The sequence below is a fragment of the Amycolatopsis sp. CA-128772 genome, assembly GCF_002904295.1.
Taxonomy (GTDB): Bacteria; Actinomycetota; Actinomycetes; order Mycobacteriales; family Pseudonocardiaceae; genus Amycolatopsis.
This window is the reverse complement of sequence record NZ_PPHG01000055.1, coordinates 1-26,826: the sequence shown is the minus strand read 5'-3', so window position 1 is coordinate 26,826 and position 26,826 is coordinate 1. Positions and strand designations below refer to the sequence as shown.

The window sequence follows — 26,826 nt, the reverse complement described above, 5'->3', positions numbered from 1 at the left end:
TCGAGCAGGATGCGGGCTGCGGTCCTGACGCCGATGCCGGGCATCGAGGTCAGGACCCCGGCAAGAGGGTGCGCATCGAGTATCCCCTCGACCTGCTCAGCAACCTGTTTCCGTTGCAGGAGAACTGTTTTGAGGCTGTCGGCCAGCCGAGGCAAGACCGTGTCCGCGGCGGCGGTGCCCGGAACGGTGACGGTCTGCTCGCCCAGCGCGGTCATGATCGCCTCGACCAGCCGCTCGCCGATGCGCGGAGCGTGGGCCTTGGCGATCGCGGTGAGCTTGCGGCGGCCGGCCTTGGCGATGCCGGCCGGGCCTCCGCAGCGAGACAGGATTTCCAGCACGGCCGGGTGGCTGATCCGCGGGCCGATGGCGTGTTCGAGGGCGGGGTGGATGCCGGTGAGCAGCCCGCGGATGCGGTTGCTGATCCGGGTGGCTTCGCCGGCCAGGTCATCGTCGAACCCGACCAGCACCTCCAGCTCCGCCAGCGCCTCATCGCCGACATCAACGGGCCGCAGCGTGTGCGGCAGGGAGCGGGCCGCGTCGGCGATGACGAACGCGTCGCGGGCGTCGGTCTTCGCCCGGCCGGGGTAGAGGTCGGCGATGCGGCGCATCGCCAGGCCGGGCAGGTAGGCGACCTGGTGCCCGGCGGCGCAGGCGACCGCGACCGGCAACGCGCCGATGGTGGCGGGCTGGTCGACCACGACCAGCAGCGTTCCGTGCGCGGCGAGCTTGTCGAACAGGGCCTTCAGTTTGGGTTCGGTGTTGGGCAGCGGCGCGTCGTGCAGCCGGTTGCCGTCCGGGTCGAGACCGACCGCGTGATGGGCGTCCTTGCCGACGTCCAGGCCGAGAAACACGCCGAAAGTGCTGCTCATCCACCATGCCGTTCGTTCGCCGCGAGTGGTCACCGGGTTGGGCATCGATGGCCGGCACCCACGCCTGCGACGAGACCTACCGGTTGGTGGCCGTGTCCCTATTTAGCGGTCCCTCGATGCCACCAGGCCCGGTGACACCACCCCCCGGATCATGGAAGCGACTGGGGGCGTTAGTCATGCCGGGTCTGGTGACCACAGCTCCTTGATCAGGAACCACGAAAAAGGTAACGGGGGCCGGGTGGCGGAGCCCCCGGCCCGGGGCGAAGCCCCGGATGTCACAGCCGTGCCGGGTGGCCCGGCGACGATGCCCCGCCACCTGACGGCGAAGAACGCCCGCCCGCTGCGTCTCGCTTATGATCGCGAGACGTCCAGCAGGGAGAGTGCGATGAGAACCCCCGACCTCGTCTTCCGGGGCCGCCGGTTGAGCAGTGACCGCGCGCTGGTGCTGGCCGCGGTCGAGGCGCTCCCGGCGGCCCGGGACGCCGCCCGGGCCGCCGTCGCCGGCGGCGCCGATCTCGTGAGTTTCGCCGGGACCGGTGTCGCATCCCTGGTCGAGTGGGCGCGCGAGACTTTCCCCGGCCTCGCCGTGGGAGCCGAAACCGCGGACCCTTCGGTCGCTGCGGCGTGCTGCGAGGCGGGCGCGGACCTGCTCGTGGCCCGCGCGGACCTGGCCGGGGTCGCGGCGCGGTTCGGTGTGGGTTACGCCGCCGCCTCGGTGCCGTCCGGTTTGCCTGCTTCGAGCGTCGTCGTGGACATCGGGCAGTTCCGCACGCCGCTGCCGGACTGGCCCGTGCTGGCCGGCGTCCCGCGCGACGGGACACCGGCTGGCCTGGCGCTGGCGGCGCTGGCGGCGTCGGCGGGGGTGGCGATCCTCCGCACGACGCACGTGCGCGAGGTGCGGCACGTGGCCGAGATGGCGGCGAGCATCGCGGGCACCCGCCCGCCGGCGAAGGCGCTCCGGTGGGAGTGATCCGGCAGGTCTGGCCGGAGCCGCGGGACCTCTCCGGCCACGACCTGGAGGAGCTGTACCGCTACCCGGCGGGCCCCCGTTGGCTGGCGGTCAACTTCGTGTCGAGCACGGACGGCGCGATCGCGGTGGAGGGCCGGTCGGGGGCGTTGTCGACCCCGGCGGACCGGATCGTCTACCGCCTGGGCAACGACCTGGCCGACGTGGTCCTGGTGGGCGCGGGAACGGCGATGGCGGAGGGCTTCGAGGGCATGCGCCCCGACGCCGCGACGGCCGACCGCAGGCGCCGCTTCGGCCTGGCCCCGATCGCCCCGGTGGCGGTGGTGACGACGGGCCGGTCCCTGCCGGCGGACGCCCCGGTGATCACGAAGGCGGCCGTCCCGACCTTGGTGTTCACCTCCGCGGCGGCACCCTTGGCGCTGCGTGAAGCGTGGGCGTCGAACGGCGCCCGGGTGTTCGTCGTGGGCGCGGCGGAGGTGCCGGCCGAGGGCGTGGTGTCGACGCTGGTGGCGGAGGGCCTGGGCCGCATCGATTGCGAGGGCGGGCCGCGGTTGTTCGGTTCGCTGATCGAAGCCGGCGTCGTCGACGAGTTCCGGTTGACGGTGGCGCCGTTCCTGGTCGCGGGAACGGCCGGCCGGGCGGCCGCCGGGCCGGTGGTCGAGCCGGCTTCGCTGGAACTGGCTTCGGTGCTGACGGACGGGGCCAGCGTTCTGCTGCGCTACCTGGCGCCGCGCTAGTTTTGTCGGACCCTTGCGGTAGGGTTGAATATCGGGGGCTCCCTTGGGCGATTGCCGTTGCGCCATAACGGAAACGCGCTCCCGGTTCACCCGCTTCAGCGATGCCGTTCGAATGTCTGTTCGGGTACCGTCGAAGACATGATCACCATCCGAAGACCCCGGCGGCACCGGAAACCGGTGCCGCGCCTACCGATCGAGCAGCCGCCGGAAATGGTCCGGCAGCGGCAGGTCCCAAGCCTCCGCCCGCGTCAGCCAGGCGAAGTCGTCGTGCTCCTCAGGGTTGAGCACGATGTCGCCGGCGCCGTCTTCTTCCACCGTGTAAACGAAAGCGTGGATCCGCAGGGCACGTCCCGCGACGTCCGGCCACGCGTCGCGCGCCAGCTCGCCCGTGACACGGACCGTCAGCCCGGTTTCTTCCGCCGCTTCGCGCACCGCTGTGGCCTCGGAAGGCTCGCCCGGTTCGGTCGTCCCGCCGGGCAGCTCCCAGCGGCCCGCGAGGAACACCCCGGGCGCGCGGCGGAGGAACAGCACCCGGTCGCTGCGGGCGATCCAGCAGTAGGCCAGGTGCTTGTGCGCGATCTCCGTCATGCGCGCGATTCTCGCTCAGTTGGTCTTCGACGTCGGCAGGTGGGCGCCGAGGTACCCGACGTACACCGTGCCCGTCCGGTCGGTGTCGTCGAGGAAGTGCAGGCGCGGCGCGGGCGACTTGAACCGCTCCAGGGCGATGTGGGCGCCGAAGTAGTCGCGGCCCGCCGGGTTCGTGCGGGGATCGACGCGGAACGTCCGGGCCTGGCGGAGCCGTTCGTTCGTGGTCACCGTGTCCGACTCCGCCAGGGCGATGATGTTGGCGCTGATCAGCGAACCCGGCTGGCCGGTGCGGGCGAACGCGAGCACGTCCGAAAGCTCGGGGCCGGGGTCCTGGCCGGCCTCGAGCAGCGAGATCCGGGCGCCCGCGTAGGCGTCGAGGGTGCGCAGCGCGTCCCACGCCTTGCGGCGCCAGGCGGCGGCTTTCGGGTGGTGGTCGAGGATCGCGGCCGGAGCCGGCTCGGCGGTGATGGCGAGATGCCTCAGCGAGGTCGTCGCGGCGCCGATCAGCTCGCCGAAACTGGGGAACTCCTCCGGCGGCCGCTCGGCGGCGGCGACCTCGTCGTCCGCGTCGTGGTGGCGGGCGAGCCTGCCGGCCAGCAGCCCGTTGACGCGCCTGAGTTCGTCGCGCTCGGCCTCGGTCTCCTCGAAGGCGCGGGCGTAGTCGTCGACCTCCGCCTGCAGCTGCGCGAGCTGCTCCCGCAGGTAGGCGACGTCGGTCGCGCACACGTCCTCGAGGCGGCGGCGGAGCGTCTTGACCTCGCCGGCGTGCCGATCCCGCTCTTCGGCGTGGGCCTTGGCCTTCTTCCGCAGGATGGTGATCACCCCGCGCGCCTCGGCCAGTTCCCGTTCGGCGCGGCCGAGTTTGCCGACGAGCTCGGCGTCGGGCTCGCGTTCCGTCGACGCGAAGGGATCGGTTTCGTACCAGGCTTGCACGCTCGGCACCCCGGTCCACTCCTCGGGCAGCGGCGTCCGGCTGCGCGCCTGGATGAGCCGCGTGATCGCGTCCTCGAGCGCCTCGCCGGACACCGGGCTGGCGGCCTCGACGAAGTCCGGGAGCTGATCGCACGGCGGCGCGTACAGCCGCGCGCCCTGCGGCAGCGCACAGCCCAGCGGAAGGTGCCGGTTGAGGGTGTGGCGGAACCGGTCGTCGACGTCGAAGACGTTGACCAGTCCCGGCCAGCCCTCCACCGGCACGGTCGGCGGCTCGGTGAGCACCAGCACCGCCGAAGACCGCCAGGGCGCCACCAGGGCCTCGCCGAGCAGGTCGGCGAGGTGGTCGCATTCCTTGCGCGACCACCCGCGCATCGCCAGCACCGGCGTTTCGATCGGGATTTCGTCGCTCCCGCTGGCGCCCAGCTCCTCCAGCCCGATCCGCTGGGCGGGGGCGACGTGGCAGCTGCGCCACGGCCGCGTGCACGCCGCGGTCAGCAGCCACGTCACCCGGTCCTCGCCGGCGCGGTAGCAGAGCGAAAGCAATACCTGAACGGAGTAGCGCCCCTCGCTGCCGTCGTACGCGAACTTCAGATCACACCGGCGCGAACCACCGTCGTCGGACGAGCCGAGATCGGTCACCGCGTAGTCATCGTGCTGCCGCTGACGGCTGATCAGCCTGCTGCGCAACGCGTCCAGGGGGCGTTTCCCCTCGGTGGGGACCAGTCCGTGGTGCCAGATCCGGTGCACCCCCACAGGACTCAACTCCGTTCGCCGGGAACAGGACCTCAGCCGAACATAGCGGATCCTGTGACCGTTCGAACGCGGGGCGTCACCCTGTCTGCGTCCAAAGGCAGAACGGATGCCCATCCGGATCGAAACAGACCCGCACATCACCCTGCGGCTGAAACTCCGCAACGACCGCCCCCGCAGCGGTCGCCACCGCCGTCGCAGCCTGGAGGTCATCGACCTCGATATCGAGGTGCAGCTGCATCTGCTGAGCCCCCTCAGCAGGCGGCCACACGGGAGGAACATGCCCGCTCTCCAGCTGAAAAGACAGCCCGGCGCTCCCATCATCGGGCCGCAGGGTCACCCACTCCGGTTCATCGGTACGAATAGGCCAGCCAAGCAGCTTCGAGTAGAACTCGGCGAGCGCCCGGGGGTGCGGGCTGCCGAGAACGGTGGAGGTCAGCTTCATGATCGGACTGATACCCGCCCCAGCGCCCTCTCTACCGCGCCCCGGAGTCCCGCCGCCGCGAGCTGCAGCGCCCACCCACGCGAGCCCCAGCCCCGACCGGCCGAGAAGCCCCGTGCGCCGCCCTCACGGCCACCCGCCGACGACCGGCACGGCCCAGCCCCTGGCCAAGAAGCCGGAACGCCCGAGTCCCGACCACCGGCATGCGCCGGCCGCAGACGAGGTGATTGCTCAACCGCAGCTGCCGAGGAGCCACGAGCGCTGAAGTCGCGACCGCTCGCATACGGCCGCCGTCGACGACCGGCATCGCCCAGCCCGGCCGTGGTCGGTCGAGAAGCCGGGCGAGCCCGGGGTCCCGACCGCCGGCATGCACCGGCCGCAGGCGAGGCGAGCGCCCGACGGTGGCCGGCCGGGGCACCGACAAGCGCCCCTCTGGCGCCGAACTCGCAAGGCCCGGCCGGGCGCGTGCGCCCGTGCAGCGCCGGCATGAGCGCCACCCACCCCCGAGGAGCCAAAGGCGCGCCCGAGTCCCAACCATCGGCACACGACCGGACACCCCAGCCGCCGGCCACACCAACCGTGGCCACACCCGGCATGGCCCACCTGCCCGCGCCCGGTTCCCGCGAACCCGCCCCAGTGCGGAATACCTCCGCACCCCCGCGGTTGGATCCTGGCGCAGGCGTTGAGATCACTGAGGGAGCTGCCATGTCGTCCGAGCACATCCAGGGAACCGTCGCCGGCGGGTTCGAAAGCGTCCGTGCCGAATTCGCCGCCGTTGCCGCCGACCAAGGCGGTGACTACGCCGCCCAGCTCGTCGCCCATGTCGATGGTGAGCGGGTTGTCGATCTCTGGACCGGTCCCGAAATCGACGGCGACTCGCTGACCGGCGTTTTCTCCTCCACCAAGGGCGCCGCCCACCTCGTCGTCGCGCTGCTCGTTCAGGACGGGGTGCTCGATCTCGACCAGCGGGTTGCGCACTACTGGCCCGAGTTCGGCGCCGCCGGCAAGGACCGGATCACCCTGCGGGAGCTGCTTGCGCACCGTGCCGGGCTGGTCGGTGCCGATGGTGGGTTCACCGCCGAGGAGATCGCCGACGACCGGGTCATCGCCGAGCGGCTTGCGCCGCAGCGGCCTTACTGGCGGCCCGGGACCGCGTTCGGGTACCACGCCCTGGTGATCGGCGCGCTGACCGGTGAGGTCGTCCGGCGCGTTACCGGGCGCAGCATCCAGGAGCACTACGAAGAGCGCATCCGGGAGCCGTTCGGCCTCGACTTCTACCTCGGGCTGCCCGAGGAGCTCGAGCCGCGGTTCCTCACCACGCAGCCGATGCTGCCGACTCCCGAACAACTGGCCGAGCTGGAGGCGAACGCGACCGGGCCGAACAGCATCACCGGCATCGCCTTCAACCGGAACCACCCGAAGGGGCCGGAACTCTGGGACCTGCCGAACATCAAGCTGGTCCGGCAGCTGAGCCCGGCCTCGGTGGGCGGCGTCGCGTCGGCGCGGGGGCTGGCCGGCATGTACGCGGCGGCCATCAGCGGCTCCGGACCTCTCCTGCGGCCGGAGACCGCGGCGGAGTTCGCGCAGATCCACTCGATCGGCGACGATCTGTCCACCCGTAACCACAACGCGTTCGGCCTCGGCTTCGCCATCGTCTCGGACGACTACCCCGTGCTGGGCCAGGGCGCGTTCGGCCACAGCGGCGCGGCCGGCTCGCAGGCCTTCGCCGACCCGCGCAGCGGCCTTGCGTACGGCTACAACCGTCGCCGGTTCGCCTTCCCCGGTGGCGCGGCCCCGGAGAACGTCCGCCTGGTTCGCGCGGTCCACGCGGCGGTGACGGCCTGACCACTGACCGGCAGCCCTTCGGCCGGAGCACCCGCCCCACGCGAGCCGTCGGCCGGGTGCCCCGGCGCGTCCCGGCCGTCCATTGAGGACACTGGGAGTACGGTGACGGTCCGTGGCCGGAGTAACACGTACCTGCGGCCGGTCCCGCGCCCGTTCCCCCGCGGGTGGGTATGCACGTCCGCTGTGGACGTCGTTACAGACTTCACCCGTTAGGACGTTCCGGTCCGGACATCCCGCCTGCTCACGCGGCCTGGACTGACTTTCCGTAGCTAAAACTCTCCCGATCACTGCTCCGATGTGAAACTATTGGGCCGTTCGCGGGGAGAGGGCCTCGCGATGGGGGACTCACCGTCACGGCAGCGTCCCCATGCAGATCCCCAGGGGAGAGGAGATCGATCATGTCGACGCCTACGGATGTCAAGCCCGGCGAAGCTCCGGAGCCGGTCGAAGAACCGGCCGAAGCGGTCCAGCCGGTCGCTCAGTGGACCGACGCGGACGGCAAGGTCCACGTCGACCACCCGGTCCACACCGAGTGCGCGAACGGCTGCTACCAGGTCGTCACGCCCTGAGTCCGGCCTCGTGGAGGCAAGCCCGCCTGCTGATCTACCGGTAGGCGGGCTTCTTTTTGCCGAAGCCTGTGCTGTCATAGGTGAGTGCCCGTGATTGACCTGGACCCCTCCGAGGTGATCGAGAGGGTTCGTTCCCTGCAGAAGGACGCCGCCGATGCTTCGTGCGTCGCGCGGTACCACCTGAGCCTCCGGCTCCTGCGCCGTGGGATGAGCCTGCTGGATTCCGTGCACCCCGTTCCGGCGGAGCACCGCACCGACTGGCTGGTCACGCGCATCCGCCTGGCCAGCACCATGACGGCGGTTTCCTCCGAGATCTCCAACGACCTCGCCGCCGGGCTGGCCGGCCTGGACGACGTCCGGCTGCTGATCAACGCGGTGGAGGACCCCGTCCTGCGGGCCGAGCTCAACGGCTCGCTCAACCACAACTACGCCATGCGCCTGATGGGGGTCGGGCGCAACGAGGAAAGCCTCGCCTCGTTCGACCAGGCGATCGAACACCAGGAATACCGGCTGGCCCACGGCACCGATCCCGAGTCGCGGATGAGCGCCTTCACGATGACGCTGGCGTCCCGCGGCTGGGTGCACATCCGGCTCGGCAACGTGCGCGAAGCGCAGGCCAATCTCACCAGGTCGCTCGAACTCGCCGAGAAGTACGAACTGCGCGGCAACGCGGCCAGCACCCGGCGGACGCTGGGCACGCTCGCCCTGCGCATGGGCGATGTTCCCGAAGCCCTGCGGCTCTACGACGAGTGCGAGCGCAGCTACCGCGCGCTCGAGATGGAGATCCCGCCGAGCCTGCGGCTCGCGCAGGCCGAGGCCCTGCTCGCGGCCGGCCTCGCGGACGAAGCCGGGGCCCACCTCGACGAGATCCTGCCGGTCATGGTCGAAGAGCAGAGCGTCAGCCGCGAACTGGCGCTGGCGGAGCTCTACCGCGCCTCGGCCGCGCTGATGGGCGACGACGTCGAGCTCGCCAGGGAAATGGCTTACTCGGCGCGTCGCCGGATGCTCAAGGTCGGGTGCCTGACCTGCACGGCCAACGCGACCCTGATGGGGCTGAAGGCCGACGCGCGCGACGCCCTGGAAACCGGGGACGTGCCCGCGAGCCTGCCGACGCGGGCCCTGCGCCAGGCCGCGAAGATGCCCACCCCGCAGCTCACCGACCAGGCCGCCACCGCCCGCATGCTCGCCGTCCGGCTGGACATCCGGCGGGGGAACCTCAAGCGGGCCGTCGAGACGCTGCACCTCGTGCCGCGGCCCGGGCAGCTCACCCCCATCGACTACCGGATGCTGCGCCGCCTCTGCCGGGCCGAACTCGCCGTCGCGCAGGGGGACCGGGCCAAGGCGCTCACCGAAATCCGGTCCGGGCTCACCGAGCTGGACGCCGTCCGGGACCGGATGGGTGGGCTGGACCTCGTCTCCGGGACCGCGCTGCACGGCCAGGAGCTCGCCGACCTCGCCGTCAAGCTGGTGCTCGAACGCAACGACGCGCGACGCCTCTTCGTCTGGCTCGAACGGACCCGGGCGCAGACCTACCGCTACGAACCGCTCTCCGCCGGGACCGATCCCGAGCTCGCCGCGCGCGTGGCCGAGGTGCGCGGGCTGGGGCAGGCCATCCAGGAGGCCCAGCACGACGGGCATCCCATCGGCGCGCTGCGGGCGAAGTACAACGAACGGCTGCGGGAGGCCCAGCGGCTCGGCTGGCACACCGGGCGGTGGGGCCGGCCGCGGCCCGTCGCCGGCCTGGCCGAGGTCGTCGGGCGGCTCGGGGAGCGGGCGATGGTCAGCTTCGCCGCTTCCGGGGACGAGCTCGTCGCCGTCGTCGTGGCCGGCGGTGAGTGCCGGCTCGTGCGGCTCGGGTCCGCCGGGGCGGCCGCCGAATCCGCGCGCGTGCTCAACGTCGACCTCGACGCCCTGGCTCCCGACAACCTGCCCGAGCGGCTCGCCGAGGTCGTCATGACCTCGGCGCACAAGCAGGCCGACAAGCTCGACGCCCAGCTCATCCAGCCGCTGGCCGGCGTCATCGGCGACCGCGAGCTGGTCATCGTCCCGACCGGCCCGCTCTACGCCGTGCCGTGGGGCGTGCTGCCGGGCCTGCGGGGGCGGCCGACCGTCGTCGCGCCGTCGGCGACCGCCTGGCTCGCCGCCGAACTGACCAGGTCGTCGTCGCGGGCCCGCAAGATCGTGCTGGTGCGCGGGCCGGGGCTGGCCGGCGCGCGTGGTGAACTCGAGAAGCTGACCACGCACTACCGCACCGCGACGACGATGACCGGCGCCAAGGCCACCGTGAAGTCCGTGCTGCGCGCGATGGACGGCGCGAAGCTCGCGCACTTCGCCGCGCACGGCGCGCACGAGCCGGAGAACGCGTTGTTCTCCCGGCTCGAACTCGCCGACGGCGCCTTGTTCGGCCACGAGATGGCCGGGCTCCGGCAGCCGCCGCGGCAGGTGGTGTTCGCCGCGTGCGAGCTGGCGATGAACCGGATCCGGCCGGGCGACGAAGCCCTCGGCTTCGCCAGCGCGCTGCTGGCCAGCGGCTCCCGGACGGTGATCGCGCCGCTCTCGCGCGTCGGCGACCTCGCCTCGGCGGCCGCGATGGACGACTACTACCGCGCGCTGGCCGTCCGGGACAGCCCGGCGCTGGCGCTGGCCGACGCCATCGCCGTCGACCCGTTCCGCCGCCCGTTCGTCTGCCTGGGCGCCGGTTAGGGCAACTGGGCCGGCGGCGACCACACCAGCCGCGGGTCGGTCTGGACGAAGCTGCCGAGCAGCTGGTCGACCCGGGTCAGCACGTCGAGGTCGAGCCGGACGCCGGCGGCCTTGGCGTTCTCCGTGACCTGCTCCGGCGTGCTCGCGCCGGTCACCGCCGAGGCGACTGTCTCGTGCTGCAACGTCCAGGCCAGCGCGAGCTGCGCCATCGTCAACCCGGCGTCGTCCGCGACGCCGTGCAGCAGCTCCACCCGTTCCAGCAGGTCCGGCAGGAGCACCGGCCGGGCGTGCGGCTGCGTGGCCGCCCGCGACCCCGCCGGGATCCGCCCGTCGCGGTACTTACCGGTCAGCACGCCCTGGGCGAGCGGCACCGACGCGAACTGCCCGACGCCGATCCGCGCGCCCACTGGCATCACCTGGGCTTCGGGCACCCGCCACAGCATCGAGTAGTGCGGCTGGTTGGCGATCAGCGGCACGTCGTAGCGCGAAGCGGCTTCGTGGGCCTGGAGCAGCTGCTCGGCCGTCCACTCCGACGTCCCGACGTACCGGATCTTCCCCTGCCGCACCAGGTCCGAGAGCGCGAGGAACGTCTCCGCGACCGGCGTCCGGTAGTCGAAGCGCAGCAGCTGGTAGACGTCGACGTAGTCGGTGCGCAGCCGGCGCAGCGATCCTTCGAGGGACGCGATCACGTGCTTGCGGCTCAGTCCCGCGTCGTTCGGGCCCGGGCCCTCCGGCCAGAACACGCCGGTGCACAGCACCAGATCGTCCCGGCGCAGGCCGGCGAACGCCGCCCCGAACGCGGCTTCCGCGGCGCCGCCGTCCCAGGCGGCCGCGGTGTGGAACGTCGTGACGCCGGCGTCCAGCGCCGCGGCGACGCAGCCGGGCTCGCCGTCCGTCAGCCAGTTGCCGTAGGCGATCTCGCTGACGGCCAGCCCGCTCGCGCCGACCCTGCGGTACTCCACTTCAGCCTCCCTGGACAGCCATTTCGTCGATCCACGCGTCGACCGCGCCGGCCTTGCGGGCGAAGGCCTCCCGCACCGATTCGTGCGGCAGGATCAGGAATTCCTCGGTGCCGAGCCCGCGGACGACGGCTTCGGCCACGTCGTCGGGCTCGATCAGCGGGGCCGCCGCGGCGATGGCCAGCGCGGCCGGGTGGCCGGCCGCGATGCCGGGTTCGAGCAGGGCCGTCCGGACGCCCAGGGGGCACAGCGCACTGACCCGCACCCCGCGCGGCCGGTAAGTGATCGCCAGCCACTCGGCGAGACCGACGGCCGCGTGCTTGGTCACCGAGTACGGCGCGTCGCCGGGGATGCCGAGCAGGCCGGCGCCCGACGCCGTGATCAGCAGGTAGCCCTCGCCCCGCGCCAGCATCGCGGGCAGCACGACCTGGGCGGCGTGGACGTGCTGCATGACGTTGATCTCCCAGGACCGCTGCCACTGCTCGTCGGCCGCGTGCACGCCGGTGCCGAACGCCGCGCCCGCGTTGGCGCAGAACACGTCGAGGCGGCCGAACTCGGCGCGGGCCGTCGCGACCAGCACCTTCAGGTCCGTTTTGGACGTGGCGTCGGCGGTCACCGCGACGGCGCGCCCGCCCGCGGCCGCGATCTCGTCCGCCACCCGGCCGGCGCCCGCGGCGTCGACGTCGGACACGACCACGCCGGCCGCCCCTTCCGCGGCGAAGCGGCGGGCCATGGCGGCCCCGATTCCGTGTGCCGCGCCGGTCAGCACGACCACGCGTCCGGTCAGTTCCACGGGGACTCCAGATATTTCAGCTTCGAATTGTCATGCAGGTGCGGGAAATGTATTTCCCGGTTGCGATGCGGGTGATAAAAGTGCTGGTCGAGGGCCTGGTCATGCCGTGTTCCACGGTTTTGCACGTTAGCACGACTATTGCGTTTCAGGTATCCGGTGCGTTATTCCTGAAGATCGCAACGCCCCGCGTACAGGAGGTCCCGCCGATGGCCGAGCTCGTCCCGCCGTCGCACGCTCGACGGCTGCGGTGCCTGGGGGTCGGTGGTCCCGGCGAGGTCGCCGCGGTCGCCCGCGGCGGTGGTCTCGGCGTGCTCGACGGCGCCGACCCGGAGGACCTGCGGCTGGTCGAAGCCCGGGTGCGGGTGCCCTACGCGGTGCGCACGGACGGCGCGTTGCCCGCCGGGGCGGCCTTCGCCGTCCGCACGAAAGCGCCGTGGGCGGGAGCGCTCGCCGAGGTCGGGGACTTGGCCAAGGCCACCGAGGCGGTTCGCGGCGGTGCACTGGGGCTCGTCGCCCGCGGCGGCGAACTGAGCGACTTCGTTCTGCTGCAACAGCTTCTCGGCGCCTTCGCCGTCCCGGTGTGGGGCAGCGTGGCCGGCCTGCGGACGGCGGTGGGCGCGCTCGCCGGGGGCGCGGCCGGGGTGGTCGTCCGGTCCACGGAGGACGTACGCCGGATCGTCGGCGCGGAAGTGCCGTCGCCGGTGTTCGGCGCGGGGTTGTGCCGGACGCTGGGGACGCCGCTGCCGGTCGTCCAGGGCCCGATGACGCGGGTGAGCGACCAGCCGGGTTTCGCCGCCGCGGTCGCCGACGCGGGCGGGTTCCCGTTCGTCGCCGTCGCCACGGCGAACGGCGCGCGCACCGCCGACCTGCTGGCCCGGACCGCGAAGCGCCTCGGCGACCGGCCGTGGGGCGCGGGCATCCTCGGCTTCGTGCCCGACGACCTGCGCGCGGCCCAGCTCGCCGCGATCCGGGCCGCGCGACCGCGCTGCGTGCTGGTCGCGGGCGGGAAACCGGGACAGGCCAAGGCGTTGGAGGCAGCCGGCATCGCGACGTTCCTGCACGTGCCGTCGCCGGTCCTGCTCGGCCAGTACCTCGACGCCGGAGTCCGCCGGTTCGTCTTCGAGGGCGCCGAGTGCGGTGGGCACGTCGGTCCGCGGGCGAGTTTCGAGCTGTGGGAGGAACAATTGGCCATCCTCGGCGCGGCCAAGGACGTCGAGGTGCTCTTCGCGGGCGGAATCCACGACGCCCGTTCGGCGGCCATGGTCGCCGCGATGGCGCAGCCGCTCGACGCCGCCGGTGTCCTGATGGGCACCGCGTACCTCTTCACCGACGAGGCCGTGGCACACGGGGCGATCACCGGCCTGTTCCAGGAACGCGCCCTCGCCGCCGACGCGACCGTGACGCTCGAAACCGCACCGGGCCACCGCACGCGGTGCCTGCCCAGCCCGTACACGGCGGAGTTCGAGCAGGTCAAGGCGGGTCTCGGTGCGACACCCGAAGCGTGGCAACGGCTGGAGGAGCTGAACACCGGACGGCTGCGCGTCGCGAGCAAGGGCGTCCGCCGCGACGGCGAGCCGCTGGACGCCGCGACTCAGCTGGCCGACGGGATGTTCATGGCCGGTCAGGTCGCCGTCCTGCGGGACCGCCGGACGACGATCGCCGAGCTGCACCGCGAGGTCACCGCGGGGACGAGCTTCGCCCGTGCGGAAGAACCGGCCGCGGAGGCGGACTCCCGCGACATCGCGATCATCGGCATGGCCTGCACGTTCCCCGGCGCGCGCGACCTCGACGCGTTCTGGTCGAACATCCTGCGCGGCACCGACGCCGTCACCGAGGTCCCCCGGGACCGCTGGGATCCGGACGTCTACTTCGGACAGTCGACGTCGAAGTGGGGCGGGTTCCTGCCCGCGGTGGACGTCGACCCGCTGGCGTACGGCATCCCGCCGTCGGCGATGGGCAGCATCGACCCGGCGCAGCTGGTGTCGCTGGAGACCGCGCGCCGCGCGCTGGCCGACGCCGGGTACGCGGACCGCGAGTTCGACCGCGAGCACACCAGCGTCGTGTTCGGCGCCGAGGCGGGCGGCGACCTGGCGAACGCGGGCACCCTGCGGTCCCTGCTCGACGGCTACTTCGACGAGGTGCCGGCCGACCTGCTCGCCCAGCTGCCCGAGCCGACCGAGGACACGTTCCCGGGCACGCTGGCCAACGTCATCTCCGGCCGGATCGCCAACCGCCTCGACCTCGGCGGCGCGAACTACACGGTGGACGCCGCGTGCGGTTCGTCGCTGGCCGCGCTCGACCTGGCGGCCAAGGAACTGCGGGCGGGCACGAGTTCCCTGGTCCTCTGCGGCGCGGTCGACCTGCACAACGGCATCCACGACTACCTGATGTTCACCTCGGCCGGGGCGCTGTCCCCGACGGGCCGCTGCCGCCCGTTCGACGCGGCGGCGGACGGCATCGCCCTGGGCGAGGGGGTGGCGTGCCTGGTCCTCAAGCGACTGTCCGAAGCAGAGCGCGACGGCGACCGCATCTACGCGGTGGTCAAGGGAATCGGCGCGGCCAGCGACGGCAAGGCCCTCGGCCTGACGGCGCCCCGCCCGGAAGGCCAGCACCGGGCCCTGGAGCGCGCCTACCGCGACGCCGGGGTGTCCCCGGCGGACGTGGGGCTGGTGGAGGCCCACGGAACGGGGACGGTGGTGGGCGACGCCACGGAGCTGCGGACCCTGACGGGCTTCTTCACGGAGGGGGGCGCGCGCCCGGGTGCGTGCGCGCTGGGCTCGGTGAAGAGCCAGGTCGGCCACACGAAGTGCGCGGCGGGCCTGGCGGGGCTGATCAAGGCGGCGATGGCGCTGTGGCACGAGGTGGTCCCGCCGACGCTGCACCTGAGCAGGCCGAACGAGGAGTGGAACGCGGCGGCGAGCCCGTTCACGTTCACGACGACGGCCCGGCCCTGGGCTGCCCCGGCCCGCCTGGCGGGAGTGAGCGCCTTCGGCTTCGGCGGCACGAACTTCCACGCGGTACTGGGCGCAGGCCCGGTGGCCCCGGACCGGCGGCACGGGGTGCGGGATTGGGCGCCGGAAGCGGAGAAGCTGCTGGCGGAGATCCGGCGGGAGGTGGCAGCGCCGGTGGGCGGGGGCACGGGTGGTGCGGGCTTCGGCGAGGCTGCCGTGAGCCGGCGCGAGGTGGCAGCGCCGGTGGCCAGGGGCACCGGTGGTGTGGACTCCGGCAAAGCCGCCATGAGCCGGCCCGATCCCGGCAAGGTCGCCTTCCTCTTCCCCGGCCAGGGCAGCCAGCGCACCGGCATGCTCGCCGACCTCTTCGTGCACTTCCCCGACCTCGCCGACCTCCTCCGCTCCGCCCCCGACGTCGCCGCCAAAGCCTTCCCGCCGCGGGCCTTCGACGCCGGTGCCGCGCAAGCCCAGGAAACCGCCCTCACCGACACCCGCGTGGCCCAGCCCGCGCTCGGGCTCGTCGAAACCGCCGTTGCGCGGCTGCTGACCGAGGCCGGCGTGCGGCCCGACTTCCTCGCCGGGCACTCCTACGGCGAACTCGTCGCCCTCTCCGTCGCCGGCTCCTTCGGCACCGGCACCCTCCTCCGGCTCAGCCGCGCCCGCGCGAAGGCCATCTCCGACGTCGCCGCGCCCGGGGCGATGGCCGCCGTCAAGGCGTCGCGGGACGTCCTCACCCCGACCCTGATCGGCCCGGACGTCGTCGTCGCCAACCACAACGCGCCCGAACAGGTCGTCCTTTCCGGACCGATGGCCGCCGTCGAACGCGCTGTGCGGCGGCTCAAGGAGTCCGGCATCGACGCCCAGCGGATTCCGGTCGCCTGCGCCTTCCACAGCCCGCTCGTCGCCCCCGCCGGCGACGTCTTCGCGGCCGAACTCGCCAAGGAGCCGATCAAACCTCCGCAACGACCCGTGTGGGCGAACCGGACCGCGCGGCCCTACGAAGACGACGTCCGCGGCGAGCTCGCCGCGCAGATCGGCGCGCCGGTCCGTTTCAAGGACCAGATCGAGGCGATGTACGACGCCGGCGCCCGGACCTTCGTCGAAGCCGGACCGGGGCGCGTGCTTTCCCGGCTGGTGAAGGAGATCCTCGGCGACCGTCCGCACACCGCCGTCGCCTGCGGGCCGGACCTCGACGGCTTCCTGGCCGCACTGAACACCCTTGCGCGAGCCGGTGTCGACGTCCGCACCGAACGGTTCACGCGGCCGCCGCGGCCCGAGCCGGCCGCGACCGCCTGGGCCGTCGATGGGCGGTCCGCCCGCGCGCCCGGCTCCGGCGCCCCCGCCCTGCCCCCGGCCCGACGAATCCGGAGTACCGCCATGACCCAGCCCGCCACCGGCCGTGACCAGGTGGTCGTCGACTTCCTGCGCACCACCCGGGAACTCGTCGCGACCCAGCGGGAAGTGCTGCTCGGCTACCTCGGCGGTGCCGCTCCCGCGCCGGCGCCGGTCGTGCTCGAGAAACCCGAACCCGAGCCGGAAGCCGTCGTGGAAGCGGAACCGGCCGACGTCCTGAGCACCGTGATCGGCGTGATCAGCGAACGCACCGGCTACCCGGCCGAGATGATCGACGGCGACCTCGACCTCGAAGCCGACCTCTCGATCGACTCCATCAAGCGCACCGAAATCGCCGGGACGCTGCTGAGCCGGCTCGGCCTGCCCGCCGACGACCGCACCGACCAGCTCAGCCGCGACCGCACGGCCGGCGCCCTGACCGCGCACCTCGAGAGCTGGCTGTCCCCGGCGCCTGCGGCCGCCGCGCCGCGCCGGTACCGCCTCGACCGCGTCCCGGTGCCGCTCGACCCCGATCCCGCGCGGCTGCGCGGGAGATCCGTGGCCGCACCGGACGACGCCGTGAGAGCCGCCTTCGCCGCGGCCGGGGCGGAGGTCGTCGCCGGGGACGCGGACATCACCGTGCTCCTCGCCGAAGACCTGACGGAGGTGTTCACCCGGCTCAAGGAGCTGCGGGGAACCGTGCTCGTGGCGGCGGAGCCGGGCGCCGTGCCGGGGCTGCGCGGCCTGGTCCGGGCGGCCGCGCGGGAACGCGACGGCGTGACGCGGCTCGTCGAGCTCACGCAGGACGTGGCGAAAACGCTGGTCGACGAGGCCCTCAGCGACGGACCTCCGGTGGTCGGCCACGACGCGACCGGCCGCTTCACGATCGAGCCGCGGCCGGCGGACCTCCCGTCGATCGCCTACGCCGGTGCCGGTCCGGGTGGTGGCGAACTCGCCGCGCTGGGCCTCGGCCCGGACTCCGTCGTGCTGCTGGTCGGCGGGGCCCGCGGGATCACCGCCCGCGCGGCGGTCGCGTTCGCCGCCTCCGGCTGCCGGCTCGAACTCGCCGGGCGGACCCCGTGGCCGGGCGAGCCGGACGACCTGCCCGAAGACCCCGCCGCGATGCGCGCGGTGCTGGCCGGTCGCGGCGGCCCGGTCGCCGGCATCGAACGCCGGGTGCGGACCGTGCTGGCCCAGCGCGAGATCGGCCGCACCCTCGGCGAAATCCGCGCCGCCGGCGGGAACGCGGCCTACACCGCGCTCGACGTGCGGGATCCGGACGCCGTGCGCCGGCTGGTCAAGGACCTCGGCCGGATCGACGGGGTCGTCTTCGCGGCCGGGGTGATCGACGACAAGCTCATGGCGGACAAGGACGAAGAGTCGTTCCGGACCGTCTTCGGGACCAAAGCGGACGGTGCGCGGATCCTGCTCGACGCGCTCGACGCCGAACCCGGCTTCGTCGCGTTCTTCGGCAGCATCGCCGCGGTGCTCGGCAACCGCGGCCAGACCGACTACGCCGCCGCGAACGACGCGCTCGAAACCCTGGGCGCGAACTGGCCCGGCCGGGCCGTGACCGTCCACTGGGGACCGTGGGCGCCGGACGCCGACCACGGCGGCATGGTGTCGCCGGAGCTGGCGCGCGAGTACCGGCGCCGGGACATCGGCCTGCTCGACCCGGCCGAGGCCACCGCGGCCCTGCTGCGCGAACTCGCCTACGGAACGGACCGGTCGGTGCTGTACACGGCGTCGCTGTGGTGACCCCCGTCGCCATCGTCGGCATGGACGTGTTCCTGCCCGGTGCGTCCACAGTGGACCGGTACTGGCAGAACCTGGTCGACGGCACCGACGCCGTCACCGAAGCCCCGCCGCACCCGCAGTTCCCCGGCCGCCGTGGCGGGTTCACCCCGGACGCCCTGGACTTCGATCCCGTCGCCCACGGCGTCCCGCCGACGTCCGTCGAGGGCACCGAGCCGGACCAGCTGACGGCGCTGGCCGTCGCCCTCGGCGCGGTCGGTGACGCCGGCGGCCTCGGCCGGCTCGGCGACCCCGAACGGATCGGCGTCGTGCTCGGCCGCGGTGGGTACCTCTCGCCCGGCCTGCGGGGCTTCGACCAGCGGGTCCGCACCGTCCGGCAGATCACCCACACGGTCGGCGAGCTGCTGCCGTCGGCCGGGCCGGCCGTCCTCGAACGGCTGCGGACGGCGCTGCTCGAACCGCTCGGCGAGTTCCGGCCGGAGACCGCGGCCGGGCTGGTGCCGAACCTCGCCGCGGCCCGCGTGGCCAACCGGCTCGACCTCGGCGGCCCCGCGTACACGGTGGACGCCGCGTGCGCGTCCTCGCTGATCGCCGTCGACCAGGCGATCGGCGAGCTGACCCGCGGCCGCTGCGACGCCGTGCTGGCCGGCGGCGTGCACCAGACGCAGGACGACACGCTGTGGTCGCTGTTCACCCAGCTCGGCGCGCTGTCGCCGAGCCAGCGGATCAGCCCGCTGTCGCGCGCCGCCGACGGCATGCTCATCGGCGAGGGCACGGCGATCGTCGTGCTCAAACGGCTGGCCGACGCCCGGCGCGACGGCGACCGCGTGTACGCCGTGATCCGCGGCTGCGGCACGTCGAGCGACGGGCGCGGCGCGAGCCTGCTCAGCCCGTCCGTCGCCGGGCAGACGCTCGCCCTGCGCCGCGCCTGGGCGGGCCGCGATCCCGCGGACATCGGCCTGCTGGAGGCCCACGGCACGGCCACGCCCGCCGGGGACGCCGCCGAGCTGACCACCGTCGCCGACGTCTTCGGCCCGGCCGGCGGGCCGCGCGCGGTGATCGGCTCGGTCAAGTCGATGATCGGGCACACGCTGCCGACCGCCGGGGTCGCCGGGCTGGTCAAGGTGGCCCTCGCGCTGCACCACGGCGTCCTGCCGCCGACGCTGCACTGCGCCGACCCGCACCCGCTGCTCGACAGGACCCGGTTCCGGGTGCTGGCCGAGGCGCAGCCGTGGGGTGCGCTGCCGCGCGTGGCCGCGGTCAACGCGTTCGGCTTCGGCGGGGTCAACGCCCACGTCGTGCTCGAGGCCGGCGATCCGGCGCCGAACCGGCGGGTGCGGGTCGACGAGCCGGAGCGCGTGCTGCGCCTGGCCGCGCGCACCCCCGAAGAGCTCCTGGAGCAGCTCGACCGGCCCGGCGAGGGTGCCGGCCCGTGCCGGCTCGGGATCGCCGGCCCGGACGAACGCAAGCTCGCCACGGCCCGCCGGGTGCTCGCCAAGGTGGCGGCCGGGGGCCGGTCGTGGCACGGCGCCGGCGACGTCTGGTGCAGCGTCGACCCGCTGCTGCCGGGCGGGAAGACCGCGTTCGTCCACCCGGGACTGGAGGCCGGCGGCGAACCGCGCCTCGACGACGTGGCCCGGCGCTTCGGCCTCGACCGTCCACAGTGGTCGACGGCGAGCGTGCTCGACCGCGCGGCGAGCGTGTCGGCGGCCGGGCTGCTGCTCGACGAGGTCCTGCGGCGGCTGGCGGTCCGGCCGGACGCGGTGGCCGGGCACAGCGTCGGGGAGTGGACCGCGATGCAGGCCGCCGGGATGTACACCGCGGCGCCGGATGCCCTGGCGCGGTACTGGCCGGACGGTTTCGAGCTGCCCGAGGCGGACTACCTCGTGCTGGGCGCCCCGGCGACGTGCGTGGCCGGGCTGCTCCCCGGTGACCTGGTCGTTTCGCACGAAAACGCGGCCAAGCAAACCATCGTGTGCGGACCACCGGACGCCGTCGCGGAGTTCGCGGCGACCTGCCGCGCCACCGGGATCGTGGCCACCACCCTGCCGTTCCGGTCCGGCTTCCACACGCCGCTGATGGAGCCGCACCTCGCGCCCTTCGCCCGGCTCGTCGCGGACCTGGACCTGCGCGCACCGAAGCTGCCGGTGTGGTCGGCGACGACCGCGCGGCCGTACCCGGCGGACCCGGCCGACGTCCGCCGGCTCTACCTGGACCACCTGCTGCGCCCGGTCCGGTTCCGGGCGCTGACCGAGGCGCTGCACGACGCCGGGTTCCGGGTGTTCGTGCAGGTCGGGGCCGGTCAGCTGGGCTCGTTCGTCGCCGACACGCTGGGCGAGCGGCGGCACCTGGTCGTCGCGGCCGCGTCCGGCACCCGGCCGGGCCTCGCGCAGCTGCGGCGGCTCGCCACCGCGCTGTGGACCGAGGGCGGCGACCCGGACTTCGCGGCGCTCGAACCGCGGCGGATCCGGCTCACCACCGGGAACTCCCTGCTGTCGCTGGGCGAATCCGCGCGCGGCCTGCTGGACGAGCCGAGCCCGCCCGCCGGGGTCACGGACCCGATCGTCGCCGAGTTCACCGCGCTGCTCACCGAAACCCGCCGGGCCGCGGCGGACGTCGTCGCGGCCGCACGCCGCCGCGTCGAGTCCACCGTGGAGGTGTCCACGGCGGCCATGCCGTACCTGCGTGACCACCGGTTCTTCCGGCAGCGCGACGGCTGGCCCGACGAGTCCGACTTCCGGCCGGTGGTCCCGGCGACGACCCTGGTCGACCTCGCCTGCCGCGCCGCCGAAACCACCTGGCCGGGCACGACGGCGGTCGCGGTGCGGGACGCGGTGTTCTCGCGGTGGCTCATCGCGGCGCCGGCCCGGCGGGTGCCGCTGTCGATGACCCGCGACGGCGACCACGTGACCGTCGAGATCGGGCCGTACGCGCTGATGACGGTCGAGCTGGGGACGTTCGCGCCACCGCCGTCGCGGACCGCGGTGCCCGGGCCGGAAACCGCGCCGCCGCTGAGCGCGGCCGAGATCTACGCGCGGCGCGAGATGTTCCACGGCCCGTCCTACCAGGGCCTGGACCGGCTGACCGGGCTCGGCGAGCAGCACATCCGCGGCGAGCTGGTCGTCCCGGAAGCACCCGGCGGGCTGCTCGACAACGTCGGCCAGCTGCTCGGCTGCTGGCTGATGGCCACCCGGTCCGCCGACCTGCTCGCCTTCCCGCGCTCGATCGGCCGGCTCACCTGGCACGGCCCGGAGCCGGCGCCCGGGACGCGGCTCGAGTGCCTGGTGCGGGTCCGGCTGCCGCGGCCCGACGTCCTCGAAATGGCCGCCGAGCTGGTGCGTGAGGGCCGGGTGCTGGCCACGATCGAGGGCTGGCGGGACGTCCGGTTCCCCTGCGACCGCGCGGCCCACCGCGTTTACGCCTTCCCGGCGGAGAACCTCCTGGGCGAGCGGCGCGACGACGGCTCGATCGCGGTCACCGACCGCTGGCCGGCGGTCGCCGCGCGGGACATCTACGCCGGGATCTACCTCAGCGCGGCCGAACGCGCGGAGTTCGCCGCCGTCCCGCCGCGGCAGCAGCGAGGCTGGCTGCTGACCCGGATCGCCGTCAAGGACGCCGTCCGGGCCCGGCTCGGCGAACCCCTCTACCCGGCGGAAATCCGCGTCCACGACGACGGCACGGTGTCCGGCCGGCACCGGGACCTGCCTCGCTTCACCGTCACCGCCGCGTTGACCGGGGACACCGCCATCGCCCACGTCAGGAGCACGCCATGACCATCGACCACGCGTCCGCCACCTTCGACGTCGTCGCCGAGCTGCTCGCCGAGCTCGTCGGCGACGCCGAGGTGCTCGGCATCGTCATCACCCCGGACACGACGTTCCACGAGGACCTGCAGCTGGAGAGCATCGACCTGGTGACCTTCGCGAGCATCCTCGCCGAGCACTTCGGCGCGGACGTCAACCTCGCCGAACACCTGGCGGAGAAGGACCTCGACGACGTCATCGGCCTGACCGTCGGCGACATCGCCCGGTTCGTGGGGGAGCGCACGTGCCCACGATGACCGTCAACGGGCTGCGCACGAACGTGCAGCTCGTGCCCGCCGGCGGCACCGAGACCGTGGTGTTCCTGCACGGCATGGGCACCGACAGCCTGGCGAGCTTCTACCTGACGCTGGCCCCGCCGGTGGCAGCCGCGGGCATCGACGTGATCAGCTACGACCTGCGCGGGCACGGCAAGACCGAGCGGCCGGAGCGCGGGTACACCCTCGGTGACTTCGTCGCGGACCTGGACGACCTGCTGCGCCAGCTCGGCGTCGACCGGCCGGTGCACCTGGTGGGCAACAGCTTCGGCGGCACGCTCGCCTACAGCTACGCCGTCGCCCGCCCGGAACGCGTCCGCAGCATCGTGTGCATCGAGTCGGAGCCCGCGACCGAGGTGTGGGCGGAAAAGATGAGCGCGATCCTCGCCCACACCGTGCGGTTCCTGCAGGTAGAGGAGAGCTTCGACTGGATCGAGGCGAACTTCGGCACCCACCACCGGCGGCTCGCGCGGCTGGCGGCCGAGCGGATCACGTCGACGAAGATGGCCGAAGAGGTGCCGCTCGGGCCGTTGCTGACGTGGGAGCAGGTGGCGGCGATCGGCTGCCCGGTGCTGTCCATTTTGGGCAGTCACGGCTACCAGGCCGACGACCTCGAAGCGCTGACGTCTCTGCTGCCCCACGGCGAGCTGCACGTGTTCGAGGGGCAGGGGCACTCGGTGCTGGTCGAGCAGCACCGGGAGGTGCGCGAGCTGGTGCTGAAGTGGGTCGGACGGCACGCGGCGTGAGGTTCCTGCTGGTCGTGCCGCCGCTGGCCGGGCACGTGACGCCGGTGCGCGCGGTGGCTTCGGTGCTTTCCTCGCGCGGCCACGAGGTGGCTTGGTGCGGACCCGAGCCCGCTCTGTCCGCTTTGGTCGCCGGCCGGGTGTTCCCGGCCGGGGATTCAACGCCCTTCGACCTGGCGCTGCGGCCGCCGGAGCTGCGCGGGTTCGCCGCGCTGAAGTACCTGTGGGAGTCCTACCTCGTGCCGCTGGCGGACGCGATGGTGCCGGGGGTGTCCGCCGCGGTCGCGGCGTTCTCGCCGGACGTGGTCGTCGTGGACCAGCAGGCGATGGCGGGGGCGCTGGTGGCGGCGCGCTGCGGACTGCCGTGGGCGACGTCGGCGTCGACGTCCACCGAGCTGGCCGACCCGCTGGGGTCGTTGCCGAAGATCGCGTCCTGGGTGGACGACCTCCAGGCCGGGCTGCGGGCCCGGCACGGCGTCCTGCTCGGCGACCTGCGGTTTTCGCCGCACCTGGTGCTGGCGTTCACCACCCGCGCGCTGGCCGGGGAGCCGCGGTTGGCGGTCCCGGTGTCGTACGTCGGCCCGGCGCTGCCCGCGGCTTCCGGCGAATGGTCCCTTGTGGACGATCGGCCGCTGGTCGTGGTGACGCTGGGAACGTCGAACGCGGCGGCGGGTACGCGGTTCCTGGCCGAGAGCGTCGACGCGCTGGCGGGACTGCCGGACGTGCAGGGGCTCGTCGTCGACCCCACGGGGGAGCTGATCAGCGAAAGCGTGCTGCTGGCCCGGCGGATCCCGCAGGTCGCGGTGTTCGGGCGGGCCGCGGTGGTGGTCTGCCACGGCGGCCACAACACCGTGTGCGAGGCGCTGTCGGCGGGCGTCCCGCTGGCGGTGGCCCCGATCCGCGACGACCAGTCCATGCTGGCCCAGCAGGTCGTCGCGGCGGGCGCGGGGCTGCGGCTGCGGTTCGACCGCGCCAAGGCGGCGGACATCCGGAAGGCGATTGCATCGGCGCCGGCGTACGCGGAAGGCGCGGCGAGGATCCGCGACTCGTTCGAGGCGGCCGGTGGTGCGGAAGAGGCGGCCACGCACCTGGAAGCGCTGGGCTAACCGCGGTTGCGGAACGTGCGGGAGGCGAGAGCCGAGCCCGCCGCGGCCGCCACCGCGGCGATCACCAGGGCCGCCGGCAGTGACCAGCCGATGGGGCGGCCCAGGGCCAGCGCCCGGGTGGCGTCGATCGCGTACGTAAGCGGGTTGACCGCCGAGACCGCGCGGACCCACGCCGGCATCGTGTCCAGGGGCATGTACGCGCTCGAGGAGAACATCAGCGGGAACATCACCACGAACGACGCCGCCTGAAGGGTTTCCGCCTTGCGCAGCCACGTCGTGATCGCCACGAACACCCAGCTCAGGCACCAGCCGACAACCAGCGTCAAGGCCAGCGCCGCGATCAGGCCCAGCACCCCGCCCGCCGGGCGGAAGCCGAGGAACAGCACGCTCGCCGCCGCCGTCACCAGCAGCTGGACCGCCAGCCGGGCCGCGTCGGCCAGGGTGCGGGCGACCAGGACCGAAAACAGGGAGATCGGCAGGCAGCGCAGCCGTCCGGTGAAGCCGCCGTAGATCTCCGCCAGCAGGCCCGCGCCCGAGCTCATCGCCGTCGTCATCGCGATGTTGACCAGCGTTGCCGGCACCAGGAAGTTCACGTAACCCTGGTACGCCGCCACCCCCGGCAGCTCGCCGACGCCGCTGAACACCTGGCTGAACAGCACCAGCAGCACCACCGGCTGCAGCAGCCCGAAGAAGACCAGCCGGCGGTCGCCGAACGCCGTGCGCAGGGACCGGGCCGTCAGGACCCGGACCTGGGTCCAGAACCCGGATTCCGGCCACGCCGTGGGGTCGCCGAGCGCGGCGACGGCCGCGCGGTGCCGGGCCTGCGTCACGACGCTGTCCGGTGCAGCGACAGGTAGACGTCGTCGAGCGTCGGCTCGGTCACCGTCAGGTCCCGCAGCGGTGCGCCCGCCGCGTCCAGCGCGCGGACGAGCACCGGGATGTCACCCGGGCCGGACAGCGGCACGGTGAGCACGAGCCCGGCGCGGCCGGTCGCGAGACCCAGCCGCGCCAGGGCGTCGACCCCGCGCCGCAACGCCAGTTCGGTGCCGAACGTGCACGTCGCCGTGCGGGTGCCGAGCCGGGCCTTGAGCTGCGCCGGCGTCCCCGACACGGTGATGTGGCCGAGCCCGAGGACGACGACGTGGTCGGCCAGCCGGTCCGCCTCTTCGAGGTACTGGGTGGTGAGCACGACGGTGGTGCCGCGCGCGGCCAGCCCTTCGACGATCGTCCACAGTCCCGCCCGGCTCACCGGGTCGAGCCCGGTCGTCGGCTCGTCGAGGAACAGCACCTGCGGCGCGCCGACGAGCCCCGCGGCCAGGTCCAGCCGCCGCCGCATGCCGCCGGAATAGGTGCCTGCCGGCCGGTCGGCGGCGTCCTCCAGGCCGAAGGCGGCGATCAGTTCGGTGGCCCGCGCGAGCGCCTGCCGCGGTTTCGCGCCCAGCAGCCGGGCGATCAGCACGAGGTTCCCGCGGCCGGACAGCGTGTCGTCGACCGCGGCGAACTGCCCGGTCACGCCGATCCGCCGGCGGACCGCGCGCCCCCGCTGCACGACGTCGTAGCCGCAGACCCGGGCGGCGCCCGCGCTCGGCCGGACGCGCGTGCTGAGGATGTCGATCAGCGTGGTCTTTCCGGCGCCGTTGTGGCCGAGGATTGCCAGCACCGCGCCGCGGGCGACGGTGAGGCTGATCCCGGCGAGCGCGGTGACCGGGCCGTAGGTCTTCTCGAGGTCCGTCACGGCGATGACCGGCTGGGGCATGGCCGCTCCTTTCCTTGCCTGTCGAAAGGTATCGGGAGCCGGTGTTCCCGGGCAAGAAGATCGTCACCATTCGCCGGACGCGTGACAATCTTCGCGGAATGGAATCGTACCCGCGTGATAAGCCCTGACCTGCGTGATCGTTCGGGCGCGGGCGGATGCCATGCGCGTGACAAAGAATCGCCGGCCGCTTGTTCCGCCGGAAACCCGGAGGTAGCTTTGCCGAAATTCCCCCATTTCCCGAGGTGACGAGCCGTGAAGTTTTCGTGGAAGTCGAGAAAGCCTGCCTACGGTCTGGCCGTCGTGACCGCCGTGGGCGTGGCGGCGACCGTCGCGCTCGTCGGCGCCGGCCCGACCCAGGCCGCTCCGGTGAGCCTGACGCTGAACTACAACTGCCCGTTCCCGCTGATCGGCGACCAGGTGCTGGCGGTGAAGATCGACACAAACCTGCCGGACAACGCCGTCGCGGGCGCCTCCTCGACGCCGATCACCTTCGACGTCGACGTCACCGTGCCGGAGACCGCCACCGAGGGCCTCGCCCTGGTCGGCGCCACCTCGCTGGACGGTTCGGCGAAGGCCGCGGCCGTGCTCAAGTACCCGGTCGAAAAGACCCTGAACCTGGGCCTGCCGCTGACGATCGCGTCGACGCCGGTGCCGCCGTCGGGCGCGTTCCACGTCAAGAGCAGCGGCAAGGCGCCGGCGGTGACGTTCCCGAGCCCCGGCACGGCGTCGGTGACGGTCGGGAACTTCAGCACGACGATGACCCCGCGGACCGCGGACGGCCAGCCGACCGACCTCGGCACGTTCACCTCGGACTGCGTCGCGGTCCCGGGCCAGAACCAGCAGCTGGGCACGTTCGAGATCAAGCCGGCGGGCGGCACCACGACCCCGACCACGCCGACCACCCCCACCACACCGACGACTGAGCCCACGACGCCGACGACCGAGCCGAC

Annotated in this window: 19 protein-coding genes; 11 read left to right on the top strand and 8 right to left on the bottom strand. The window is 73.4% G+C overall.

The genetic code is table 11. The features are described from left to right. A partial coding sequence (locus C2L59_RS19705; protein WP_103350973.1) for an IS110 family transposase occupies positions 1-869 on the bottom strand: 869 nt, incomplete at its 3' end. 385 nt (positions 870-1,254) lie between these two features. Here C2L59_RS19705 and C2L59_RS19700 point away from each other — a divergent pair. Both C2L59_RS19700 and C2L59_RS19695 read left to right on the top strand, forming a co-directional pair. Then, complete coding sequence (locus C2L59_RS19700; RefSeq protein ID WP_103350972.1) at positions 1,255-1,839, top strand: dihydropteroate synthase; 585 nt, start codon at positions 1,255-1,257, stop codon at positions 1,837-1,839. Further along, positions 1,836-2,573 (top strand): dihydrofolate reductase family protein, encoded by a 738-nt coding sequence (locus tag C2L59_RS19695; protein WP_103350971.1) that lies wholly within the window; start codon positions 1,836-1,838, stop codon positions 2,571-2,573. Before C2L59_RS19700 ends, C2L59_RS19695 begins: the two co-directional genes overlap by 4 nt. 186 nt (positions 2,574-2,759) lie before the next feature. Here the strand turns inward: C2L59_RS19695 and C2L59_RS19690 are convergent, their stop codons facing one another. The 3 genes from C2L59_RS19690 to C2L59_RS19680 all read right to left on the bottom strand — a co-directional run bounded on the left by C2L59_RS19690 (position 2,760) and on the right by C2L59_RS19680 (position 5,289). After that, entirely contained in the window at positions 2,760-3,161 is a 402-nt protein-coding gene (locus tag C2L59_RS19690) for an NUDIX hydrolase (protein WP_103350970.1), read from the bottom strand. A gap of 15 nt (positions 3,162-3,176) precedes the next feature. Further along, the gene (locus C2L59_RS19685; RefSeq protein ID WP_103350969.1) at positions 3,177-4,847 is read right to left on the bottom strand and encodes a hypothetical protein; all 1,671 of its coding nucleotides are present in this window, start codon (positions 4,845-4,847) and stop codon (positions 3,177-3,179) included. Positions 4,848-4,923: 76 nt separating this feature from the next. Then, positions 4,924-5,289, bottom strand: a complete 366-nt coding sequence (locus tag C2L59_RS19680; protein WP_103350968.1) for a VOC family protein — start codon at positions 5,287-5,289, stop codon at positions 4,924-4,926. Between the two features lie 702 nt (positions 5,290-5,991). Here C2L59_RS19680 and C2L59_RS19675 point away from each other — a divergent pair. The 3 genes from C2L59_RS19675 to C2L59_RS19670 all read left to right on the top strand — a co-directional run bounded on the left by C2L59_RS19675 (position 5,992) and on the right by C2L59_RS19670 (position 10,403). Further along, complete coding sequence (locus C2L59_RS19675; protein WP_103350967.1) at positions 5,992-7,131, top strand: serine hydrolase domain-containing protein; 1,140 nt, start codon at positions 5,992-5,994, stop codon at positions 7,129-7,131. A 398-nt stretch (positions 7,132-7,529) separates the two neighbouring features. After that, complete coding sequence (locus tag C2L59_RS48150; protein ID WP_199199157.1) at positions 7,530-7,700, top strand: hypothetical protein; 171 nt, start codon at positions 7,530-7,532, stop codon at positions 7,698-7,700. Between the two features lie 90 nt (positions 7,701-7,790). Continuing rightward, positions 7,791-10,403 (top strand): CHAT domain-containing protein, encoded by a 2,613-nt coding sequence (locus C2L59_RS19670; protein ID WP_103350966.1) that lies wholly within the window; start codon positions 7,791-7,793, stop codon positions 10,401-10,403. Here the strand turns inward: C2L59_RS19670 and C2L59_RS19665 are convergent. Both C2L59_RS19665 and C2L59_RS19660 read right to left on the bottom strand, forming a co-directional pair. Then, a complete protein-coding gene (locus C2L59_RS19665; protein ID WP_103350965.1) occupies positions 10,400-11,365 on the bottom strand; it encodes an aldo/keto reductase in 966 nt (321 codons plus the stop codon). The two genes, C2L59_RS19670 and C2L59_RS19665, sit on opposite strands and share 4 nt — an antisense overlap. A gap of 1 nt (position 11,366) precedes the next feature. Next, positions 11,367-12,155, bottom strand: a complete 789-nt coding sequence (locus tag C2L59_RS19660) for an SDR family oxidoreductase (protein ID WP_103350964.1) — start codon at positions 12,153-12,155, stop codon at positions 11,367-11,369. A 206-nt stretch (positions 12,156-12,361) separates the two neighbouring features. On the opposite strand from C2L59_RS19660, the gene C2L59_RS19655 reads away from it, so the two are divergent. Genes C2L59_RS19655 through C2L59_RS48145 form a run of 5 tightly spaced genes read left to right on the top strand, consistent with a single transcriptional unit; the run spans position 12,362 to position 24,120 of the window. Continuing rightward, on the top strand, positions 12,362-18,196 hold the full coding sequence (locus tag C2L59_RS19655) for a type I polyketide synthase (protein ID WP_103350963.1): 5,835 nt from the start codon (positions 12,362-12,364) through the stop codon (positions 18,194-18,196). Then, a complete protein-coding gene (locus C2L59_RS19650; protein WP_103350962.1) occupies positions 18,190-21,966 on the top strand; it encodes a type I polyketide synthase in 3,777 nt (1,258 codons plus the stop codon). Before C2L59_RS19655 ends, C2L59_RS19650 begins: the two co-directional genes overlap by 7 nt. Then, positions 21,963-22,253, top strand: coding sequence for a phosphopantetheine-binding protein (locus C2L59_RS19645; protein ID WP_103350961.1), 291 nt, complete (start codon positions 21,963-21,965; stop codon positions 22,251-22,253). The genes C2L59_RS19650 and C2L59_RS19645 overlap by 4 nt, the downstream gene beginning before the upstream one ends. Then, positions 22,241-23,017 carry an alpha/beta fold hydrolase gene (locus C2L59_RS19640; RefSeq protein ID WP_103350960.1) on the top strand — a complete coding sequence of 259 codons (777 nt, stop codon included), beginning with the start codon at positions 22,241-22,243 and terminating at the stop codon, positions 23,015-23,017. The genes C2L59_RS19645 and C2L59_RS19640 overlap by 13 nt, the downstream gene beginning before the upstream one ends. Next, a complete protein-coding gene (locus C2L59_RS48145) occupies positions 23,014-24,120 on the top strand; it encodes a glycosyltransferase (protein ID WP_199199156.1) in 1,107 nt (368 codons plus the stop codon). Before C2L59_RS19640 ends, C2L59_RS48145 begins: the two co-directional genes overlap by 4 nt. Here the strand turns inward: C2L59_RS48145 and C2L59_RS19630 are convergent. Both C2L59_RS19630 and C2L59_RS19625 read right to left on the bottom strand, forming a co-directional pair. Further along, the gene (locus C2L59_RS19630; protein ID WP_103350959.1) at positions 24,117-24,950 is read right to left on the bottom strand and encodes an ABC transporter permease; all 834 of its coding nucleotides are present in this window, start codon (positions 24,948-24,950) and stop codon (positions 24,117-24,119) included. The two genes, C2L59_RS48145 and C2L59_RS19630, sit on opposite strands and share 4 nt — an antisense overlap. Beyond that, positions 24,947-25,876, bottom strand: coding sequence for an ATP-binding cassette domain-containing protein (locus C2L59_RS19625; RefSeq protein ID WP_103350958.1), 930 nt, complete (start codon positions 25,874-25,876; stop codon positions 24,947-24,949). Before C2L59_RS19625 ends, C2L59_RS19630 begins: the two co-directional genes overlap by 4 nt. Positions 25,877-26,176: 300 nt before the next feature. On the opposite strand from C2L59_RS19625, the gene C2L59_RS19620 reads away from it, so the two are divergent. Beyond that, positions 26,177-26,826, top strand: a 650-nt coding sequence (locus C2L59_RS19620) for a DUF6801 domain-containing protein (protein WP_370444754.1), incomplete at its 3' end; no start/stop codon positions are given.